The 19,523-nt window shown below is 55.8% G+C and carries 17 protein-coding genes and 1 tRNA gene; 4 read left to right on the top strand and 14 right to left on the bottom strand.

Annotation, left to right across the window (positions count from 1 at the left end; all coding sequences use genetic code 11):
• The first annotated feature begins 61 nt into the window (after positions 1 to 61).
• Positions 62 to 589: a DinB family protein gene (locus GIV26_RS05115; protein ID WP_236279622.1), complete on the top strand. Its 528-nt coding sequence runs from the start codon at positions 62 to 64 to the stop codon at positions 587 to 589.
• A 131-nt stretch (positions 590 to 720) separates the two neighbouring features.
• Here GIV26_RS05115 and GIV26_RS05110 read toward each other — a convergent pair whose 3' ends face one another.
• Positions 721 to 1,197: a hypothetical protein gene (locus GIV26_RS05110; RefSeq protein ID WP_060764279.1), complete on the bottom strand. Its 477-nt coding sequence runs from the start codon at positions 1,195 to 1,197 to the stop codon at positions 721 to 723.
• Between the two features lie 223 nt (positions 1,198 to 1,420).
• On the opposite strand from GIV26_RS05110, the gene GIV26_RS05105 reads away from it, so the two are divergent.
• Positions 1,421 to 1,507 (top strand) — tRNA-Leu (locus tag GIV26_RS05105).
• Positions 1,508 to 1,727: 220 nt separating this feature from the next.
• Here the strand turns inward: GIV26_RS05105 and GIV26_RS05100 are convergent.
• Together GIV26_RS05100 and GIV26_RS05095 are read right to left on the bottom strand one after the other, a co-directional pair.
• Positions 1,728 to 2,063 (bottom strand): hypothetical protein, encoded by a 336-nt coding sequence (locus GIV26_RS05100; protein ID WP_236279621.1) that lies wholly within the window; start codon positions 2,061 to 2,063, stop codon positions 1,728 to 1,730.
• 131 nt (positions 2,064 to 2,194) lie between these two features.
• A complete protein-coding gene (locus GIV26_RS05095) occupies positions 2,195 to 2,575 on the bottom strand; it encodes a DUF4354 family protein (RefSeq protein ID WP_202691762.1) in 381 nt (126 codons plus the stop codon).
• Between the two features lie 446 nt (positions 2,576 to 3,021).
• Between GIV26_RS05095 and GIV26_RS05090 the strand changes: the two genes are divergently transcribed.
• On the top strand, positions 3,022 to 3,963 hold the full coding sequence (locus tag GIV26_RS05090; RefSeq protein WP_236279620.1) for a radical SAM protein: 942 nt from the start codon (positions 3,022 to 3,024) through the stop codon (positions 3,961 to 3,963).
• Between the two features lie 15 nt (positions 3,964 to 3,978).
• On the top strand, positions 3,979 to 5,286 hold the full coding sequence (locus GIV26_RS05085) for an ATP-grasp domain-containing protein (RefSeq protein ID WP_236279619.1): 1,308 nt from the start codon (positions 3,979 to 3,981) through the stop codon (positions 5,284 to 5,286).
• A gap of 236 nt (positions 5,287 to 5,522) precedes the next feature.
• On the opposite strand, the gene GIV26_RS05080 is transcribed toward GIV26_RS05085, so the two are convergent.
• From GIV26_RS05080 to GIV26_RS05030, 11 genes are all read right to left on the bottom strand, one after another.
• Positions 5,523 to 6,806, bottom strand: coding sequence for an OmpP1/FadL family transporter (locus GIV26_RS05080; RefSeq protein WP_236279618.1), 1,284 nt, complete (start codon positions 6,804 to 6,806; stop codon positions 5,523 to 5,525).
• A 135-nt stretch (positions 6,807 to 6,941) separates the two neighbouring features.
• Positions 6,942 to 10,151, bottom strand: coding sequence for a type VI secretion system membrane subunit TssM (tssM, locus tag GIV26_RS05075; RefSeq protein WP_236279617.1), 3,210 nt, complete (start codon positions 10,149 to 10,151; stop codon positions 6,942 to 6,944).
• Between the two features lie 45 nt (positions 10,152 to 10,196).
• A complete protein-coding gene (icmH, locus tag GIV26_RS05070; protein ID WP_236279616.1) occupies positions 10,197 to 11,384 on the bottom strand; it encodes a type IVB secretion system protein IcmH/DotU in 1,188 nt (395 codons plus the stop codon).
• Positions 11,385 to 11,416: 32 nt separating this feature from the next.
• Positions 11,417 to 12,757: a type VI secretion system baseplate subunit TssK gene (gene tssK, locus GIV26_RS05065; protein WP_236279615.1), complete on the bottom strand. Its 1,341-nt coding sequence runs from the start codon at positions 12,755 to 12,757 to the stop codon at positions 11,417 to 11,419.
• Entirely contained in the window at positions 12,750 to 13,268 is a 519-nt protein-coding gene (gene tssJ / locus GIV26_RS05060) for a type VI secretion system lipoprotein TssJ (RefSeq protein ID WP_236279614.1), read from the bottom strand. The genes tssK and tssJ overlap by 8 nt, the downstream gene beginning before the upstream one ends.
• On the bottom strand, positions 13,255 to 15,210 hold the full coding sequence (locus GIV26_RS05055; protein WP_236279613.1) for a type VI secretion system Vgr family protein: 1,956 nt from the start codon (positions 15,208 to 15,210) through the stop codon (positions 13,255 to 13,257). The genes tssJ and GIV26_RS05055 overlap by 14 nt, the downstream gene beginning before the upstream one ends.
• Before the next feature lie 16 nt (positions 15,211 to 15,226).
• Positions 15,227 to 15,616: a DUF4280 domain-containing protein gene (locus tag GIV26_RS05050; RefSeq protein WP_178116058.1), complete on the bottom strand. Its 390-nt coding sequence runs from the start codon at positions 15,614 to 15,616 to the stop codon at positions 15,227 to 15,229.
• Between the two features lie 21 nt (positions 15,617 to 15,637).
• Positions 15,638 to 16,624: a type VI secretion system baseplate subunit TssG gene (tssG, locus tag GIV26_RS05045; protein ID WP_268941959.1), complete on the bottom strand. Its 987-nt coding sequence runs from the start codon at positions 16,622 to 16,624 to the stop codon at positions 15,638 to 15,640.
• Positions 16,609 to 18,486, bottom strand: coding sequence for a type VI secretion system baseplate subunit TssF (gene tssF / locus GIV26_RS05040; RefSeq protein WP_236279611.1), 1,878 nt, complete (start codon positions 18,484 to 18,486; stop codon positions 16,609 to 16,611). Before tssF ends, tssG begins: the two co-directional genes overlap by 16 nt.
• Positions 18,479 to 18,952, bottom strand: coding sequence for a GPW/gp25 family protein (locus tag GIV26_RS05035; protein ID WP_082642599.1), 474 nt, complete (start codon positions 18,950 to 18,952; stop codon positions 18,479 to 18,481). The genes tssF and GIV26_RS05035 overlap by 8 nt, the downstream gene beginning before the upstream one ends.
• Before the next feature lie 52 nt (positions 18,953 to 19,004).
• Positions 19,005 to 19,478, bottom strand: a complete 474-nt coding sequence (locus GIV26_RS05030; protein ID WP_047710936.1) for an Hcp family type VI secretion system effector — start codon at positions 19,476 to 19,478, stop codon at positions 19,005 to 19,007.
• Positions 19,479 to 19,523: the final 45 nt, after the last annotated feature.

Genomic DNA, 19,523 nt, shown 5'->3' with positions numbered 1-19,523 from the left:
CATGACCGTCGGGCGGGCAAGCTTTATGATGGCGCCATCACGCCAAGAAGGGAGAACCGCGGTGAACCGCATCGAGCACATTGCGCTGATGGCCACCTATAACCAATGGATGAACCGCAAGGTCTACGACGCCGCCGCCGCCCTGACGCACGCGCAGTTGACCCTGGACCGCCAAGCGTTTTTCGGTTCGATCCTCGGCACCTTGAACCACCTGATGCTGGGCGACACCGTCTGGCTCAAACGCTTTGCCGAACACCCGGCCAACTTTGCGGCCTTGGCGCCGCTGAACGGGGTTGCCACGCCCGGCGACCTCAAGCAACTGGCCTTCGCCAGCCTTGCAGAACTAGCGGCCCATCGCGCCTGGCTGGATCAACTCATCATCGATTGGGCCCACAGCGTGCAAGAGCCCCACCTCGACCACCGCCTGCGCTATCACAACATGCGCGGCGTGGCCGCCGAGAAACCCTTCTTCGGTTTGCTGGTGCACTTTTTCAACCACCAGACTCACCACCGCGGCCAGGTGACGACACTGCTGAGCCAGGCGGGTGTGGACGTGGGGGTCACCGACTTGCTGGCACTGATTGACTGAAGGCCGACGGTCAATGTGGGGGCTTGCCTGCGATGGCGGTGTAACAGGTTCAATACCTGTGACTGACACATCGCTATCGCAGGCAAGCCAGCTCCCACAGTTGCCCCATATTGCCCAAAGCATCAGTGCTGTCACTTCACCTTGCTGCTCAAGGTCTCCACGCTGCGCTTCAAATCATCCAGGCTGCGCTTGAGACCGTCGAGCTCGCTTTTCTGCCGCTCTATCGTGCTCTTCTGCTCATCCACCGTACGCTTGAGACTCGACAGCTGACTGTCACTGCTACTGGCACTCGAACCGTCCTTGCGCTTGAACTCATCAAACGCACGCTCCTGCCCCTCTACTTTGCTTTTCAAGCTTTGCAGTTCGCTTTGACTCTGTTTTTGCCCAGCTTGCAGCGCCTCGACATCCCCCACGGAAACACCCGACGGCTTCAACACATAGGCACCGCCCACGTCCATCGAGCCGGCCGTCAACTTGTCTGAAGACGACGCACTAAATTCGCCCCACTGCACCGCACTCCCCGCCTGCGCCGAGCTAAACGCGCCAGTGCCCAACAACCCCGCTACACCTGCGGCCATGATCCAAGCCTGCTTACGGATACTGAGCATCAAACGACTCCCTGCGAAATGCCGAAATGGCATATCGCTATGACTGTCATTTATGGGGCTTGTTCCTGGGTTGCGAGCGTTCATCAGGACTTGGCACAAAGGCCATGTAGATCACTGATCTGCCACGTTTTTTTCTGCGCATCTTTATGCGGGAAAACCGGCTGGGAGGTTGCGCTGAAGCGGCTGGATCTATATATTCCCAACCCTGTTACACCGCGCTACCGCCCGAATGGCGAAACTGGTAGACGCATGGGACTTAAAATCCCCCGCTCGTAAGGGCGTCCCGGTTCGATTCCGGGTTCGGGCACCATCTCTAGTTTCACTGACAGCCAGTAAAGTCTGTGCAACCCTTTAAAACCCGCCGTTTGGCGGGTTTTTTCGTTTATGGTGTTTCGTCGGTATGCGAGGCGAGCTGCAGCATTGACTCGTTGCCGGGCGAGCTAGCAGCCTTTGGAACCAGCGCCTGCGCTGCAGGACGCAAATGACTCATTCATGCGACGTGCGCAATAACAACCGTCGAGACACAGCTGTTATCCGCTACATGGTCTAACCGAAATGACCTCGACAAAGCGATATTTTTTCCTCGCTGCCTTGGCAGCCTCTTGCTCAGCAACGAGGGAACTGAGCGTATCAGCGTCATGCACTATTTCGTACATTTTCCCTTCAAACTCATTACCCACTCTGAGCTTCACCCGAAGCTTAGAGGTGAATGCCTTTGAGGTTATTTGTTTTTTTGATTTCACGCTCGGTATCGTCGAAACTTGCGGCGCAGAATGTGTTCTATGTTTATTCCCCGCCGATACAACGGACTCAGACACACCAAACAATGCCCAGCGCATCTCTTTTTCAGTTATCTCATTCTTCATTGCATTACTCAGCAAACATTCAAAAATAATAGCCTTGGGCTGTAAATGAGAGGTGCAGTCAATGACACAGTTTACTCAGAGCACCGAGAAAGCGCAGAGCGATACTCCGCGGGTTGATATCCGAGAATGGCTTATTTGCAGTTTTCCGAGAGTTTGATCATCAGCGGCTGATATACGCTGGGATCGACCGATGAAAACACTGCCATACCTTGGACCGGGGCGCCTACTTTTAATTTTCCGACGGTAAGCACCTCATCCACAGTATCCAATTTGTATTCTTTGCCTTCAGCTCCGTAAGCTTTCAAACAGTAGCCAGCCAAATCAAGTCCGCGTCCCTTGAGATTCCCCAAGAAAATTTCAAAACTCTGTGTATAGGCACTTTTCTCGCCCACAGACATAGTGCCGGAAGTTTTTTGTGTTGAGACTACTATTACGTGATCCAGACCTTTTGCATGTGCGCTGAGAGTAATGCAGCTCAGAGTGATTGAGGCAATGACACTTGAAATTTTCATAGTATGTCCGCTGACTGTGTTAAACCTCAATCCTAAACAATTGAGCTCAAAGCCATGCGTGAATTACACGCAATCCGCGTACTTTTCAGATCGCTAAGCTGCCTTTCCTTAAAAGGATGTCCGACTGATAAATCAGCCGAGCCATTTCGATAGCGGCACCTTTCGAAGGCAAGAAGGAAAAATTCGCATCACCCTACTTAATCACACTGAATAATTTTTAAACCATCCTGCGAGGCGTAGCAACCGCCTTCAGCCAAATGAAGGCGGCCTTGTAAGCGCTATAAAATTATTAGCGAAGCGCGCCATGGCGGACTCACTATGAATAACTCTGAATTGCGCTGAATAGCTGTATCAGAACCATTCGGTTGGATGGCACTTTAATGGTTCTCTGATAACAACATCAGCGTCTGTCCCCCCTCACCGTCCTCGACATGGAAGCGACAAGCATGCGCCTTCACCAGCAAAAAAACTGCACTTGCGGCTTATCGCGCGTTGATGAAGACCGGGTTGAGCTGACACCTTATTTCGGTTGTCCCTGCCGCTACTGCATCAAGAAAGCCAGCACTGCGCGCTGCGAGCCCCAATCGATGAGTGAAGAAAACCTCATCAACGCCATAGAGTACATACGCAACGATGCACGCATCACCCAAGCCTCAATCGTTGGCGGCGACCCGCTGGTAAAACCAAAACAGCTGTTCGCGTTGCTGGAAAACCTGGCGAGCATCCCCCATCTCAATAACATTCGTATCGCAACCCGGCACGCCCTGCTTCAACCAGAGTGCATTAATGAAGCCTTTATCGAACGTATTGCCAGCTATAACTACGTCGATTATGCCTATCCTCTGCGCTCCACAAGCGTGTCTCTGGACGTTGCAATCAACCACGCCAGCGAGCTGCGACCGGACGTCATCAGAGCACTCAATGGCTTCAGCCGTCGGGGCATTCACGCACGTGGCCACGCAGTACTGCTCAAAGGGGTCAACGACGATTTCCACAGCCTTAAGAATCTTATCGATCATTTCATCGCGGTTGGAATCACGCCTTATCACTTAATGCACTGCGCAGACGCTCCAGGTGGCGCACCGCTGCGCACCACCGTGAAAAAAGGCCATACCCTAATTACCCAATTGATGGCGTTTTCAGGTACGTATGCATTGCCTTATGGGTACGTCACCGCCGTGGGCACGCACTACATCACACCAGGCCAACTCCTGCGCTACGAAAATATTGGAGGACAGCGCTTTATTCGCGCCCGCTCACCCTATCCAGCCGAGCGCTACAAAACACTTTCCGGTAACTCAAGCCTGCCGCCACTGCACGAGATTGATGATCAAGGCTACATCGTCTCGCACTACCCGGATGGCAACGACGCCCTTCTCGTCTATTGACCCACTAAGCGCCCTATGAAACCCCTCACTATTATCGTTATAGAAAACTTGATCATCCGCCTGCCAAACTTACGTGCCATTGCCGTCGCGGCCACTCAGGCCGGGTTGACTATGATTGCCATCGTACCTGATGCCCTGACTCCTGATGACATAGATGCCTTGCCATTTCGCGCCATCTCCATTTCGGACTGGAGCAGCGACGGCCTGGAAACAATGGTGTGCCGTCTGGAGCGACACGCAACCGTGGTCGGCATCGGCACCTGTATCGGCTTCTTCACACCCGAAGGGTTATTGGGGGCCCAGGTCGCAGAACTTTGCGCACGGCGCGGTTTGCCCCATCCTCCTGTCGACGCGTTGTACCTCGCCAACAACAAGTTCGCCATGCGCCAGCGCCTGCGTGAACGCAATGTCTATACCGCACGTTACGCACGCGTTATCGGTGATGCCAGCCTTGTAGTCGCCGCCGAGCATGTGGGCTTCCCACTGATACTGAAACCCGTGGTGGGTTTGGGCTCAAGCTTTATTTCACGTTGTGAGAATATTGCCGACATGCGCCGCGTATTCCGCCATTATCAGGAGCATGCTCGCCATGGTTATTACACTGAATATTTTTGCGCCCACGACATTGGCGACGAACATTTCGAACCCATGCGCGAGATGCTTGCCGAAGAGGCGATTGACGGTTATGAAATCAGTGTCGAGTGTTTATGCACCGGGCACCAAATCCTGCCGTTGGTGATGCACGATAAGTTAGACGTAGAGCAGAGCTCATACTCATCCTATGAAAACCTTTTGGTCAGCCCCCCCGTTCGCCTTACGCTCAACGAACAGCAACAAATATTGATCTACACGCGCGTGGTATTGAACACGCTGGGTTTGAGGAATAGTTTCTGTCACGTTGAATTACGATACGACTCCAAAGGCCGTGCCAGCATCATCGAAGTTAACCCACGCGTTGGTGGAATGCGTGTGCGGGAAAGCCTGCTGGCTTTGCGTGGTGTTGACTTTGCAGCTGTATACGTTCAACAACTGCTGGGCAAACCATTTAGTTTCCCCGAGCCCCCCATCGCGTCTGGGTATCATGGGATGTCTGCGGTTTACCCACGGGTAAGTGGAATTTTAAGAGGGATCCACGGCGTCGAAGCGGCACGCCAACTGCCCGGTGTGCTGAGTGTGAATACCCATATAGCACCCGGCACGTCCATCGGCGGCGACTTTGAGGAGGTGTTTGCAGTGGATGCGTGGTTACAAGCAGATACACCGGCGGCTATGAAGGCGCTGGACCGGAAAGTCAGAGAACTGATCAAGATCGATATCGAATAGTGATACGACATTAAAAACGTGAACGCAAACCAGCCCGGCAATCGCCGGGCTATTTCTCCTTGAGATTTCCAGCGTCACTTGTTACGCGCCCGTTCTCTGGCAATCAGTTCCTGCGCCAGTGCCAAATGCACAGCGGGCTTGACGCGTTGAAGCCAGCGGCCTCTGCACCGCCCACTCTCATCTACGAAAACGCCCCGCTCTCTTGTGAGAAAGCAGGGCTTTAAGACGATGGCGAATCAGAAGCGGTAAGTGACCCCTAAGCCGAAACCATTGGCGCTGTTTTCGTACTTGGCCTTGTAGTACTGGCCAAGCGCGTTGGTGCGGTCAACCTTGACCGGCGCTTCCTTGAGATAGGCATAAGCCACATCGACGGTCATGTTCGGCGCAACATCGTAGCCAGCACCGAGACTGAAGATGGTCCGATCCCCGGTAGGAATACGTGGCGAGCGATCGGTGTTGTTGGTCGGCGACTGGTCAACCGTCAAACCGGTGCGCAGCACCCACTGTTTGTTCAGTCGATAGGAAGTGCCCACGGCGTAGGCCCAGGTATCGTGCCAGTTTTGCTCCTCTTTAATGGTACTGAGTAAAGCCTGGGCATACACACCATTGCTGTAAGTAACGCCCTCGTTCTTGACCGTAATGTCTTTGAGACGACTCCAGCGTGTCCAGGTTGCCCCGGCATAGAGTTTCCAATCAGCATTCACCTCTTGCGTCACAGAGAAATCCCAGGACTCTGGCGTATCAATTTTGAGAGATGCGTCGTAGCGGCCACTGCTCAATACTGCGCCAGGAACGTTGGCACCTTTAGTGACTTGAGTTTGCCCCTCCAGCTTGTACTTGACCTGCGAATGGTAAGTCAGGCCTACCCGCGTGCTGTCAGTTGCTTGAAGCAACACGCCAGCGTTAAAACCCAAGGCGGTGTCGTCACCCTTGATTTTGATATTGTTGGACGCGAGACTTGGGTTCGGAAGGTTGATATCCGACTCCAGGGTACCGGAAACCCGGTTGATGGTCGGGCCAAAACCGATAGACAGCTTATCGTTGAAGGCATAGCTGACGGTTGGCTGGAGCGTGATGACTTTCACCTCGCTCTTGCTGCCGAACGCTTTGCCCTGGAAGCCTTTTTCATAATCGGCGACCATGCCAAATGGCGCATAGAGACCAAAGCCTGCAGCCCATTGCTCGTTCAGTTTTTGGGTGTAGAAAGCAAAAGGCACGCCGGTAAGCGGCACCATGTTGCCCTTGTTACTGCCACTCGAACTGCCGCTGGCCTGGCTGATGTTGCTCGTTGCGTCGATAACGGCGAGACCACCGGTTATTTGCTGGCCATCCAGGCGAACCATACCGGCGGGGTTGCCATAGACAGTACTGGCATCTTCTGCCGATGAAGACCGTCCGGCAAAACCTGTTCCCATCCCACTGATACTTTGTTCATTCAATGCAAAGCCAGCCGCAAACGCTTGTGAAGAGGCCAGGGTAATAGCCAGGCCCAGTGTTTTTTTCAACATTACTTTCTTCATTAGTTAGAGCTCTGTGGTGATCACCACAGAGGAAAGTAACAATATTTAAATGTCAGCGTTGTAGGGCAACTTGTAGGAAATAAATCTGCACAGGTTAGTTCCACCGATGCCAACTTTGCCCCCGGCAACACTTAGTTACGTACTCAGCGAATAAGGGCAGCGAAACGCTCGCACATTGGCGTCACCGAAGGGTTGCTCAAGCCCCACACTGCGTATCTGCAATACGACGTTATAGCCATCAAATGAAAGCGTCAGCCACTGCGTATCGGCAGTAGGGCCGGCGCTCAGTAGCCCTTGGTCGATAAGCCGAAACCACGCCCACGTGCCTTCCTGCGACTGTCGTATGGTACGCCCATCCAACAGCGTCACCACCGCGTTTAGTCGCGTACCCAGCACTTGAGAGGGCCAGGTAAACAGGCTCGGCAAAATAGGGCCGTGAGAGTAACTCAACTGACGGTCATCCACGATCAGGCTGAAGGAGGCGATCTCTTCGTCCATGGTCACCGGGCTAATTTCGAAATCAATGTGCGCCTGCGCGGCGCCTGCAGGAAAAAAAACCTTGCCGATATGTTCTGCGCGGTCAAATTGCAGCAGAACCAAAGGGTCGATCTCATCACCCTCAACCGCTCTGTTGTCGGGACGAAGTAAGGTACTTTCGTCTTTGTGACGACCAGGATAAAAGCGCCCAAATGTTTGCAGTAACCCGTCAGCGGCAAACAGCTGGTTAAAAGCCTCCAGTGGCACATCGGTGCTTGCATTGCGATCAAAAGGGTAGCGTTGCTGGACCACACGCTCGCAGTAAGGCCCAAGGTCTTGTGCCCATTTTTTTGTGAGCGTCACGGACTGGTGTGCACGTACCCAGCCTTTACCGACTTTGACGATGTCGCTGAGTAGCGGCCTTATCAGCAGTGGCAAAGTGCTCGTCAGTGAGTCCAAGCGCTCAAGCGCATTGACGTCGGGTGGTGATAAACCCGAGGCTGTTGAAGCTTCTCGGGCCGACAGATAAACCCCCGCGTAAGCCAGCGCTTCGCGCAGTTGATCCAGAAGGCTGGGCCGCCCCTCGACAAACTCGGTCAGCCGATGAAACGAAGCGAAGTGTTGCGTTACAGCACTTTGCTCCGATGCGTCATTGAGAATGTCCTTGGCGTTGTCCTCGACGCCCAAATGTGTCTTCAGTGCAACAGTGCGCTCGCGAAGACGCTTGAATATGCCGTCGTTCTCAGCATTGAGGCTTAAACGGGTTTCACGGTCGATTAACTGTAACAATCGACTCAATGCACCTTCCAGCTGTGACAAACGCTCCAGACGCCCCGGCAATTGTTCAGGCTCATTGAGGCCCGCAACTTTTAAGTCAGAGACGAAGTACTCCCAATGCCTCACATAGTCACGTTGATAAAGACCCAATATTTCGGCCCGCACGTGGTGCAGAGCTTGCTGACGAGCCGCCCCCATAACCCAGCTTTCATCACGCAAAGCCTCGGCAATGAAACGCTCCAATCGTTGGTTCAAGTGCGTATAACCTTCCAGGGTAAAGAGCCAAGGCACCCCCTGCGTCATAGAGCGGCCAGAGCGTGAGGCAAATAACATCAAGCCTCCTGTCCCGATTTCGCTGGCAACGCTCAACTCCTTGTGGGGCAGGTTTCGCAACACGGTCGATAGCTGGCGGTAAACACGCTGCGCCACCGGTTCACGCGAGATGTGCTCTCTCGCCTGTTCCACGAGGGCGTCGTTGACACTGAACAATTCAGCAGCAGGTATCGACTGTACTACCCGCTGTAAATGCGCGCTCAGCCATTCACGTTGCGGTTGAGGGAGCCGCTGATCCGACAATACCTTGAGTTCGCGTGCAACAAAGTCGGTATCCAAACGACCTTGCCCGCCCAGCATCAAATACAGGCGCAGATTGTCGTAAGCGTGGGCCTTAGGACTGTTGATCCGCTCTTCCAACGCGTTGGCCAATGGTTGTGCAACGACCTCGCTCAACGCTTGCTCGTATAACGTTTGAATCAGTGTCACCAGGCGCTGTTGCTGGTTAAGCTGCAGGCTGGGCAGCCAACCCTTATCCTGCGAAACATCAACCATGTCGGTCAGGAGAGTGAGCCGCTCAAGTCCACCCTGGCGAAGGTTAAATAGCGCTTCCCGCTGCTCGGCCAGCTTATCGAGCATGCGCGCCTGATGATGATAATGATGGGCCAGAAACGCACACACACCCGCCACGATCAATATCAAACACACCCGAGCATGCGAGCGCACCCAACCTGCAGAATGCTTGAGAAACATACGCCAGGCGCCATGACGCTCACACTGCTGCAAGGTCCGCAGTAACAGCGTCGAACTCGTAGCCCCTTGAACGTCTTCAGCCAAATCCCCCGCCGTGAAGCGCAGCGACTGCAAACGCGCCTGATCATGAAAGACCGCCTGCAAAAAAACCTGTACGTGCCCACTGAACAGTCGCCACAACGGTGAAAACCCATAAAGCTGAGTCCGCAGCAGGGTCAGCGGCTCCCTCTGCAATCGATCAAGCAGGCTGTCATCAAGGGTCTCAAGTCGATTACCCATGCGTTCGGTCAATCGCAAGAGGTTGGATTGGTTAGTCCCCAAAGGAAAGCTAATCGCCAAATCACGCTCCTCGCCCTGCAATCCCATAATCGAGGGCACATAGCCCGGCAGGCTGGAGCAGTGGCTCACAATAGCCTGGATCGGCAAGCCCTTACCGATCGCGCGCGCCAGCTCCTCCAGGCGCTCGCGCAGGCTCAACGCTTGTAACTCCTGGCCGTCATCGGCTCCCAGCAGCTTCTGAGCATTCAATAACAACAGGCCGCCCACCAAAGCGCATCGGTCACGTTTAGCGCCTTTGAGCCCATCCAACAAACATTGCCAGCGTCGCGACTCAGCCTCGGACAGCAAGCGGCCACTCACCGTCAGCACGCTGTAACGCCCTACCCGCTCAATACGCAGGTCAACGTTCGAGGTGGTATGTAAATCGAAGAGCAAAAATGCTGGCCTGACACCCTCAACCTGTGTCTCCAAGCGCCACTGTGTAAGCTGCTCACGCAATTGCAACTCACGCTCACAGGGAGCTATCCGTTTCTCCAAGTCGACTTGAACCTCCAGAGCGCGGTGTTTGGCGCGCTGCGCATCAACGCTCCATCTCCAGCAAAACCAGATCAGCCCGCCAACGTATAACGGTAACAATACCCCCCATTGCTGCCATGTCTCAGTGAACAGCATGCTGCCATCTATCGACAAGCGAGGGCCATAGTCACGCACCAGCACCGTCACCCAGTACAACATCGCGACCATCACGGCCGCCCGTGACAGCGTTTTAAAGAATCGCAAAAGCATGACGCCAATCATCCACACATAGGAGGGGGAAATTTCATTAGCCCATCAGGGGGTCGCCACAGGCTCTGGGGCATAGATCAAGATCTCGACCCGCCGGTTGCGTGCACGGTGCTCCACACTGTCGTTTGGGAACAGCGGCTCGGCAGCACCACGACCTTCGGCCTTGAAGCGCAGAGGGTCACGCTTGTCGCCCACCAACACCTTCAGGATTGACTGGGCGCGTGCGAGCGACAGCGCTTCATTGGACCCCAGTCGTCCAGCCACGGGGGTGTCGTCACTGTGGCCAATAACCTGAATCCGGCCCTGCCACTCGCCCAATGCCTGCGCAATTCGCAACAGCAGCGAACGCGTCTGTTCGGCAATCTCGCTGCCACCGCTGGCAAACAAACCAGTGGAACTGAGCACGATGCGCACGCTCCGCCCATCATCAATAAGCGTCAGGCGATTGGCCTCGATGTCGGTGGCCAATTTTTCGGCCAGTGTTTGTGCAACCGTGGTCGACTGTGCCGGGCGCAGCGCTTGCAGAGCTTGCAGTTGTTGATAGGAGCGCTTCTCGAAGTAAAGTACTCCGGCCCCCGCCAGCACCAGCAAGCAAAAACAAAAGCTCCACCAGAACAGGCGTTCGCGGCGACTGAAATAGTCGTGGTTCAAGGTGAGCAAGTGCTCATTCAAACGCACCTTCGGATGATGGCCCCGCTGCAACCGAATGGTTTCGTAAAGCTGACGCCTGCGCAACGCCAAGGCCGCACGCCCCTCGCTCTGAATGCGATAGCGCCCTTCCAGTCCGAGTGCCAAACACAAGTACATCAATTCCAGCAGCGCCAGATTCTCCGCAGGTCTGAGTTCAGCTGCATCAAGGTGAACGAAGAAGCCTTCCCCACCGGCTGTCTCGTTGTGAAAGATCATCAACAGGCTTTGCTTGGACCACGCGCCCTGCCCCCAGTCACAGTTGGCAATCACCTCGTCGAGCAGCGTGCAGAGCGCATACTTGGCATGCTCCTGGGTATGCTGATCGATCCCCGCTTCCAGCGCATTGCGCTGAAAACTACGCACTTGGGTAATCAACCGGGCGCGTAGCTCATCGATATCCGGAGCATGATTCAAGCCACGCAACGGCACGACTTCGTAGAGCAGATCGCCTGCCAACTGCACCAGCACTTCATTTGCCGAAACCGAAACGGTACGTGCCGGCTCATCATAGCCATCATCGAGTGGCCGTTTGCGTCGGGACACCCAGCGGCGCCAGTAACCTGGCTTAGCGGTACTCATTGGCCAGCCTTAATAGCCCAGAAAGCCAACTGCAACCCTGGAAAATCCCCGGCAAGGTGCAAACCAAACCCGGCGCTGCTGCTCAAGCCAGCCCACAAGGGATGTTCACTTTCCAGTTCGAAATAACTGAAGCCTGCGTAATACGGCAGCTCACGTGGCGCGGCAGGCAATACATGCACCTTCAGACCGGGTAACTGCAGGTCAACCAGGTCACGCATACACTCGATCGGGCCAATCTTCAGGTTGTGCGGGAAACGTTTACGCAGCTCATCGTCAGGCAGTTGCGCGCGTACAGCCAGCACGAAACGCGCCGATCGATACAGCTGCGAGTCGGGCACCGACGCAAAGCGTACCCCCAACTCTCTGTCACTCAACGCCAGCGGAACCACATCGGAGCCGGCTTCAGCACTCAGGGCATGACGAAGGTCCTGAATCACTGGTGTAAAGCAATCGGCCAGTTGATCGTGGCGGTAGATTGGGTATTGCTTGGGCCGCTTATCCTCTTCAACAAAAATGGCCAGATCACCCGCCAACGTTACCAGCGAACGATAGAGCTGCTCGGGGTGCAATCCCTCACGACTGGCCAGTTGTACCAGCAAGGGTTGAGCGCGATTGAGCGTTTGCAGCATCAAAAAGTCCTGTACTTCGGAAACCCCGCCCAGCCCCTGCACGCCAAGGTTCGCCGCCAGCGTAAAGGCGCGCTGGCGAACACGCCCGATGATGTCATCGACAAACTCCGCAAGCTTTGGCGAACGCCGCCAGGCCATGACCGGCGCAATAAACTCCTCATCCAATAACACTTGCCCCCCGGGTGAACGCTCAAGCACCCTGGCGACTGGTAAAAACACATGGGAGACCACCACATCCTGCTCACGCGCCAACTTCATGTTCAGTTGACCCAACTGCAACGTCGCCGCCTCACTGCCCTGTACGTTGCTATCAGGGACGCACGCCTCAACCACCCGATAGCGTGCGAGGCTGTCGGCAGAAGGCGCTGTTTCCGTGTCCACACCGTGACCGCGTTGCAGCGCCAGCGCTAATACCACTGGCTGGTCCCGCTCCCCTTCCACCACTGTGTAGCGCAACAACGCCAGTTCATCGTCGCCAAGCACAAAAAAACTGCCATCCGGCAGCACGCCTGCGCACTCGGTCAATACTATGGACCCTAGCGCCAACTGCCCCTTGTCAATTTTAAGCGCGGTAAACCCCCAGGCATCGACTTGCAGTGCACGCAGTGCTTGAACCAGTTGAGCTTGAATGTAGCGTTCGTGTTGTTGGAAGTGTTGAGGCTGAAGGAACATGCCTTCGGACCACACGACTTTAGGTTGGTTAATCATTCGTTTGTAGCTCTATCATTGAGGGGGGGGCCATGAACTCGATGGCATGCCGTCCGATCTGGACGGATAGCTCTGGGGTCTTGCGTTGATCCAGCAAGGTGATGGCTCGCCAGCGCGCCTGATCAATATCGCGGTACTCGGCAATGATGCCGATGTAGCGCATGCGTGATTCGGGGATGAAGTGGTAGCGATAACGTTCGCCGGGGCGCAGCACAACCACCTCCTGCCCCAGCCAGTCAGCGCGTAAAACCTGCTCGGCCGCCGAACTCAATTGAGCCAGGCTGGCTTGCTCGAAGGCTTGACGACGCAGCAGTTGAAACACCTGCACCCGCACCGGCGATGGCCTGCCGTAAAGGTTGCGATTGGCGTCCAGAGACGTCTGCAAGGCAAGGGTCAGGTGAGGGTCCGCGACGGGCTCAGGTACGGGCTCGGCCAAGAAGCTGCAACCGGTCATGCACGCCAGCAATCCGCTCGCTAGCCACCACCGCGACAACGACTCAAGCCTGACCATTGTCGGCTTCCTCCGGCAGTGTTGCAGCGACAGGTTGAGCTGCATCAGCACCGGTAGCAGCACCACCGCCACCGCCGTTGATATCGACCTTTGCAGAGCCGTCAATCGTGACTTGGACGCCATTGATCGCCACGCCCGAAGCGCTGAGTACCAAGGAGCTTGAACCGACCTTGAGCACCAACTCACTGCCGGCTTCAAGGGTGATCGTTTGCTGACCTTTGAGGTCCACACTGCCTGCGGTCAAATACTGTTTGCCCTCAACTTGTGAGTGGCTGTCCCCGTCAATACTCAACGAGCAGTCCTTGCTTACCTTGACATTGCGACTGCCTTCCACCGACTCGTGCAGGTCCTTGGCAACCTTGACGAACTGGTTGGCTCCCGTGCTGATATGCCAATCGTTGCCCACACTGACGAACGCGTCATTGCCCACCGTGACATCCTGGTTGCGCCCCGCATAAATCAGCAGTTGTTCTGCGTCCTTCTTGTCTTCAAAACGCAGCTCGTTGTACATCTGCTGGTCGCCAAGCGATTGCGATTTGAAGCCAGAGCGTGAAGCCTGGTCGGGTAAATCCCAAGGTGGCCGGGTTCCAGCGTTATAAACGCCGCCGACCACCAGAGGTCGGTCCGGGCTGCCGTCCAGAAACTGCACCACCACCTCCTGCCCTACGCGCGGCAAGAACATTGCGCCCCAGCGTTTGCCAGCCATCGGCTGGGCGACACGTACCCAGCAGGAACAGTTTTCGTTTTCCTTGCCGCTGCTGTCCCAATGAAATTGCACCTTGACCCGGCCATGCTTATCCACCCACTGTGGCTCGCCGGATTTACCCACCACAAAGGCGGTCTGCGGCCCGCTAATGACCGGCGTTGGCGTGCGAATGGGCGCACGGAATATCTGGCTGGTTTTGATCACCTCAACCGAGCCTTCAAAGCGAAGCTCGCCAAGCCCGCCCGTCGACTCCGGGCAACTGCCTGTCAGGGTTGATCGCACCACCAGGTATTTGGCGTTATGAGCCGACTGCGGATGATCGGTGAGTTCGAAGCGGTGACCAGGCGTCAGGTAGGGTGTCGAGTGGGTCGCGTGCGCCACGCATTGGCGGGTGAGCAGAGCCTGCGCCTGTACCTTGGCGAATGCATCGCCGGCACGCTGATCGGCAAAAAAACCGGGGTACGACGACCGCTCATAATCGTCCAGCTCATAACCAGCAGCGACAGCGCTCTCGCCGCGTTGAACGCTAGCCTCACGGCTATTGGCCTTGCTGAAATCGTAGTCATGCAGCGAGACCTTTCCCGTCGTCATTTCAGACCGCGATACCCAACTGAAAACGCTGGCGATGAAGTGGGGCTGGTGCGGTCTGTAGCTCATTTTGTCGCAGTGAGCTGCCGTTTTGTGGGCGCTCATGGCATCGACGATAACCAACTCGTGGCTACCGTCCTTAAAAGTGAAAAAATAATAGAGCCCTGCACGTTCCATCAGTCGGCTGAAAAAATCGAAATCGCTTTCGCAGTACTGCACGCAGTATTCCATGGCGTCATAGCGCCCCGTCACTTGCCAATCCACCGTACCCGGGTACTCGTCCAGCACCGCCGTCAGCACCTCGACTACCGTTTTTTCCTCAAAAAAACGATTGTGGCTCGCCAGCGTCAACAACCATAGCCACGGGCGCAACGTCAGCGTGTAGCGCCCCTGCTGGCCAAATCGATCATCCTGGGCTACCGCGCTGATATGCCCGTGTACCCAGCGCACACCGCCATCGGAAGCACTCAAGCCGACACCCAGTGTCTGGCCGAGCAACCGATTGGCGTCCAACTCGGTTTTGCTGCCCTGTACCTCGAGGGTGTACTGCGCGAGCATGCTCAGCCCCTCGCTCGCTTCAAAATGAATCAGCGATAACGTGCCGGCCGCTGAAGGCGCCTTGATCTGACTAGCCTTGAAACTGCTCATCATGCGACTCGCTTAATCATGAGATCAGTGTTTTCCGGGTGCCTGGATCCGCAACCTGAATCAGGCCTGCCCAGGTGCAGGAGCAGGTTGCGGTACTGCCCAAAGCTGGGAGTTTGCCAATCAAGGTCTTTGTAACGTCGGGAATCCATGGCGTGACCGTTACCGGCAAACACGGCATCGGCGTCAATGCCCCCATCGCTGCCGATGTCGCCGCCGCGACCTGTGGGTTGGCCAGGGAACTGCACATTCCAAACGAGCAGATGTTGACCATCGGCAGGTGATCCATGATGGTCGCCGCCAATTGCCCCTCGGCAAACACCCGATTGATGGGCAGTACAATCAACTTGGCTTGCGTATTGCCGAAGGAGCAACGCAACGAAGCCCCCATGACCACTTGTGCCGGCATATGCCTTTGCTCCTGAATCAGTCACTGAAAAAAGCGTGCCGCTGTGAAACGCCAATGCCGATACCTGCGCGGCTCGCCGCCAGCCGCCAACCAGGTTGCCTGGCCCAGCGGCAATTGGCTTCCCAGGCGCAACTGCACGACCTGTGCAGGATCGAGCTGTAATTGAAGGTCCCATTGAAAAGTGCGGCCGACATAACGCTCGACCAACTGATAGAGCGGCAAGAGGAACGCTGCGCCGGGTAAAAGCCTCTGGTAATCGCACCACGACAGTGGCCCCAGTTGCAGCGTAAAACTGTGTTGGACATTCCAGGCATGCTTGCCCACTAGCGTTGCCACGCCCAGTTGGCTGGACTCCCGCTGACGTCCGAGCCTGAGGCATTGCTCAGGCTCTAAGGCTGCACGCCGTCCCACCAAGGTTTGCGCACTGACCGGCACCTGCAAAAAGTCCCTGACCATCGCAAGTAAACCGCGAGCACTGCGTCGCTGGTCGACCATCTGGTTGACGTAATAAGTTCCAGCGCCGGGCAATGCGCTCATTCGTGCGGGTGAGAAAGCCGATACGTAGTCGCGAAAGCGATCGTGTGCTGGCCGATCAGCCGACACCACCGGGCGAGCCATGGCCCAACTGCGGTAGAGCAGACTCAACAATCGATGATGAAAGACATCTAGAAAATGCGCGGCGCCAGGGTCGTTATGATTGACCTGCAACGACAATAGCCTTTCACTGAAATGTAATGGCATCGGCCCATTAACGCCGGTCAAACCAAAGAAATTGACCATCAGGCAGGCCGCTTGCCCTTCACGCAAGCGCCAACCGGCAATCATCGCCGGCTGAAACGCCAGGGACACTTGCTGCGCCAGACGCACAGGGTCGTCGCGCAGATGGTCAGCGGTCCCCCAGCGTGGCATCTGCGGGTAGGCAGACTCAATACAGCGCATGGCACTGAAAAATTCATAGCGCCATGGCCAGTGACCTAAAGAGGGTCGGCGAGTCACAAGGTCATGCATTGAGTCGCCCTCGCCCGCCATGTTTTGATATGACCGCGTGTCACACTGTGCAGCTCGGTCTCGGTAAACGAGTTAAGTGCGGAGTAATGTGCGAAGAACGCCTCCAGTATCGAGCCGAACGCGTAGGTTCCTGTGCTCTCACAAGCACCGTCGTCCAGCGTCAATATGAGTTTTAACCCTCGGCCAAACGTCACCGGGCCGGGCCCCGGAAGCCGTCGTGTGGTCACCTGTGCACGCAACGAATGGATAGCCTGTAACAGCCTGCTGCTCACGCTATCGTCGGCGATGTATAAGGACAGCAGATCGCACAGCGCCCGCGCGCCCGCCTTGCCATCCTCTTCGGCCAACGGCAAAAAGTTGCGCGAAAGATGGCGTATCGCTTGCCATTGCCGCTCCCCCTGAAGCGGCGCGGGTACCGGCTTGGAGGGGCCGGCGACACAGCGCACGGACAAAACTGGCGCACTGACATCGAGTGCAAAATCCGTGTTGCCCTGCCCCAGTGGCATCCTCAACGGTAAATCACGATTGGAGCACCGTACTTTCAGCGCCAGTTGCTGAAGGTCACTCTCGCCCTCGGGAAGCGAAGCGATAACCAACGACAGGCTGACATCGCTGCCTTGATAGTTGGACTCACGGTTCATCGCCCTGTCGGGCCTGCGGCTCAGACCGCGATGCAACTGATAGAAACCCGCCGGTTGCACACCGCTGCCAGCCAGTGCCTGAGGCGCATAGAGAGGCAAAAACACCAGCCGTTCCCTGGACCCAGCGCAATAACCATGCACCGAGAGAACGTCCAGCACCTCGTGGGCCAGACGATTGGACTTGTCGACAACCACCGGCAACTCTTGGCGGTGCGGGTCGTACGCAACGTGATCGGTATACTTGGCAAACAGGTTGATCGCCGGCGCACAGAACAGCGCAAAACTGCTGACATCCAAACGTGCGGGGAGCGGTAACGTGAGTGGCCGAAATAGAATTACCAACTCCAGCTGATCAGTGCGACATGCGCGCACCGCCGGCCCTAATCCGCCTAAAGTCACAAATCTTTGGGCAGGCGCGAACGCCAAAAACTGTCTCAGCTGGGCAAACGCTGAATTGCTCAACGATAAGGGTACTTGCCGCCCCTCCTCGCCTGGCTCCCGATAGGTTTGCGTTATCTGGTGCGGTTCGATCAAATGTTCCCATGGTGCATCACTTTCGGCCGGTCGCACGAGTACGCCACACGCATGTGCCAGCAACGCCTCCTGTAAAACCATCGGCAATGAATCGCTGCCAGGCAGAAACAATGTCAGCGCCTCAAGTGCCAATTGCTCGAAGCGTAGGCCCGAGGTCGTGCGTACATTCAAGCGCAACGCAGACACGGCTTGATCGGCCAACGCCGACGGCAAGCCTTTAAGCAATCGGGAGCTGGGAAGGTAGCCCACAGATTCCAGACGAATCGGCCACAACGTGACCGGCGCAAGGGTTCTGAACTCGCAACGAGGCACTTGCCCCTCGCGATCCAGGCTTGACCGCAGGGCCGTATCGCTGGGGAGGGTATAGCCCGACGCCAAGCTGCCCTCTTGCAGGTCCGGAGCAAACTGGACCACCGCCATCGAGGGCACCGGCAGCAAAAACTGTGGTTGAATCAACGCCAACAGGTTCTGTGTGAACGTTGGAAACTCTGCCTCCATTTGCAATTGCACGCGGGCGGTGAGAAAACTCAAGCCTTCGAGCAAGCGCTCCACCGACGGGTCCGTGACCTCGTCATGGCCCAACCCCAAAGCGCTGGCCACCTTCGGGTAATCCTTGGCGAACTCACTGCCCGCCTCGCGCAAAAAACTCAGCTCGCGCTCATACAAACGTAATAGGCGATCATCCATGGTGCTTGCCGTATGGCTGGACGCTCACTTCACCGCTCTCGGTATTCCACGAAGCCTGCAACCGAAACGACCACTGCGAGGCGCGGTGGCGGGTTTCGCCTTGTAACAAAAACTTGAAATAGCTAGAGCTACCAGAACCAGGCAACAGTTGTACCTGCAAAGTATGGCTGAGCACCCGGGGTTCAAAATCCCGAATCAAGGTACGGATACGAAGTTCCAGTGCTTTGAGGTCAACGCTCGACAACAGCACACCCGCAAAATTACCGAGACCACAATTGAGTACCGAGCGGGCAACCCGCGGCTGCCCGCTCAGTTCATAAAAGCAGCCCAACCCTGTTGAATTGAACAACTGTGCCAACTCATGACATAACCGCCCTACACCGTCTGGAGGCGCCGTCAGGTCATTGCCATAGGCACCGGTAGAGCTGGTCAAACGATCCAGCAGTGATGCTGTGGCAATAGACATACAGAAACCTCAACAGACTATTGGGCGGTTATCAAACAACCGAAGAAACCTATCAACCCGCTTTTTTGGCCAGCAAATCGTAGGTTTTTTCAACATCGCCGTTCTTGGTATTGCCGTTGAACTCAACGTATTTGAATTTGATTTTGGTGAAGCTCAAATGAAGGCGCTCGGTCGGGCGACTCTTGGAACCTTCAATGACATAGCTGGTGAGCAGCGCATCACTCAAGGTAATAATCAAATACGGCTGCGTATCTTCCGTACTGCCGCCGGTCTGCAGCACCGTGAGCGTGGCCACGCCCAAGGACTTGCCGTTGGTCGATTGCAGAAACAGATCGGGGGAAGAAATATCGGTGGACTTCGTCAGGCTCATTTCCGAAATATTCGAAACGCCGGTTTGACGCTCGCCGTCATTAATCGCTACATAACGGGAAGAACCAAAAGAATACGAGTCAATAACGATCTCGCCCTTATGGTTCGCTTCGGTGCAGGTGCCTTTAATCTCGGTTTCAAACTTGAGAGCAATCATGATGAGCCTTCTGGTTCAGGAAAATAGTGCGTTAAATAACAGTTC

The sequence above is a fragment of the Pseudomonas sp. PA-1-3F genome, from assembly GCF_021609665.1.
GTDB classification, from domain to species: Bacteria; Pseudomonadota; Gammaproteobacteria; order Pseudomonadales; family Pseudomonadaceae; genus Aquipseudomonas; species Aquipseudomonas paracarnis.
This window is presented reverse-complemented; position numbering and strand designations above follow the sequence as displayed.

Bases quoted from the DNA above. Each gene is read 5' to 3' on its own strand.
- GIV26_RS05110 (WP_060764279.1), bottom strand. From the start codon at position 1,197: ATGCTCAGTATCCGTAAGCAGGCTTGGATCATGGCCGCAGGTGTAGCG.
- GIV26_RS05100 (WP_236279621.1), bottom strand. From the start codon at position 2,063: ATGAAGAATGAGATAACTGAAAAAGAGATGCGCTGGGCATTGTTTGGT.
- GIV26_RS05095 (WP_202691762.1), bottom strand. From the start codon at position 2,575: ATGAAAATTTCAAGTGTCATTGCCTCAATCACTCTGAGCTGCATTACT.
- GIV26_RS05090 (WP_236279620.1), top strand. From the start codon at position 3,022: ATGCGCCTTCACCAGCAAAAAAACTGCACTTGCGGCTTATCGCGCGTT.
- GIV26_RS05085 (WP_236279619.1), top strand. From the start codon at position 3,979: ATGAAACCCCTCACTATTATCGTTATAGAAAACTTGATCATCCGCCTG.
- GIV26_RS05080 (WP_236279618.1), bottom strand. From the start codon at position 6,806: ATGAAGAAAGTAATGTTGAAAAAAACACTGGGCCTGGCTATTACCCTG.
- tssM (WP_236279617.1), bottom strand. From the start codon at position 10,151: ATGCTTTTGCGATTCTTTAAAACGCTGTCACGGGCGGCCGTGATGGTC.
- tssK (WP_236279615.1), bottom strand. From the start codon at position 12,757: ATGATTAACCAACCTAAAGTCGTGTGGTCCGAAGGCATGTTCCTTCAG.
- tssJ (WP_236279614.1), bottom strand. From the start codon at position 13,268: ATGGTCAGGCTTGAGTCGTTGTCGCGGTGGTGGCTAGCGAGCGGATTG.
- GIV26_RS05055 (WP_236279613.1), bottom strand. From the start codon at position 15,210: ATGAGCAGTTTCAAGGCTAGTCAGATCAAGGCGCCTTCAGCGGCCGGC.
- GIV26_RS05050 (WP_178116058.1), bottom strand. From the start codon at position 15,616: ATGCCGGCACAAGTGGTCATGGGGGCTTCGTTGCGTTGCTCCTTCGGC.
- tssG (WP_268941959.1), bottom strand. From the start codon at position 16,624: ATGCATGACCTTGTGACTCGCCGACCCTCTTTAGGTCACTGGCCATGG.
- tssF (WP_236279611.1), bottom strand. From the start codon at position 18,486: ATGGATGATCGCCTATTACGTTTGTATGAGCGCGAGCTGAGTTTTTTG.
- GIV26_RS05035 (WP_082642599.1), bottom strand. From the start codon at position 18,952: ATGTCTATTGCCACAGCATCACTGCTGGATCGTTTGACCAGCTCTACC.
- GIV26_RS05030 (WP_047710936.1), bottom strand. From the start codon at position 19,478: ATGATTGCTCTCAAGTTTGAAACCGAGATTAAAGGCACCTGCACCGAA.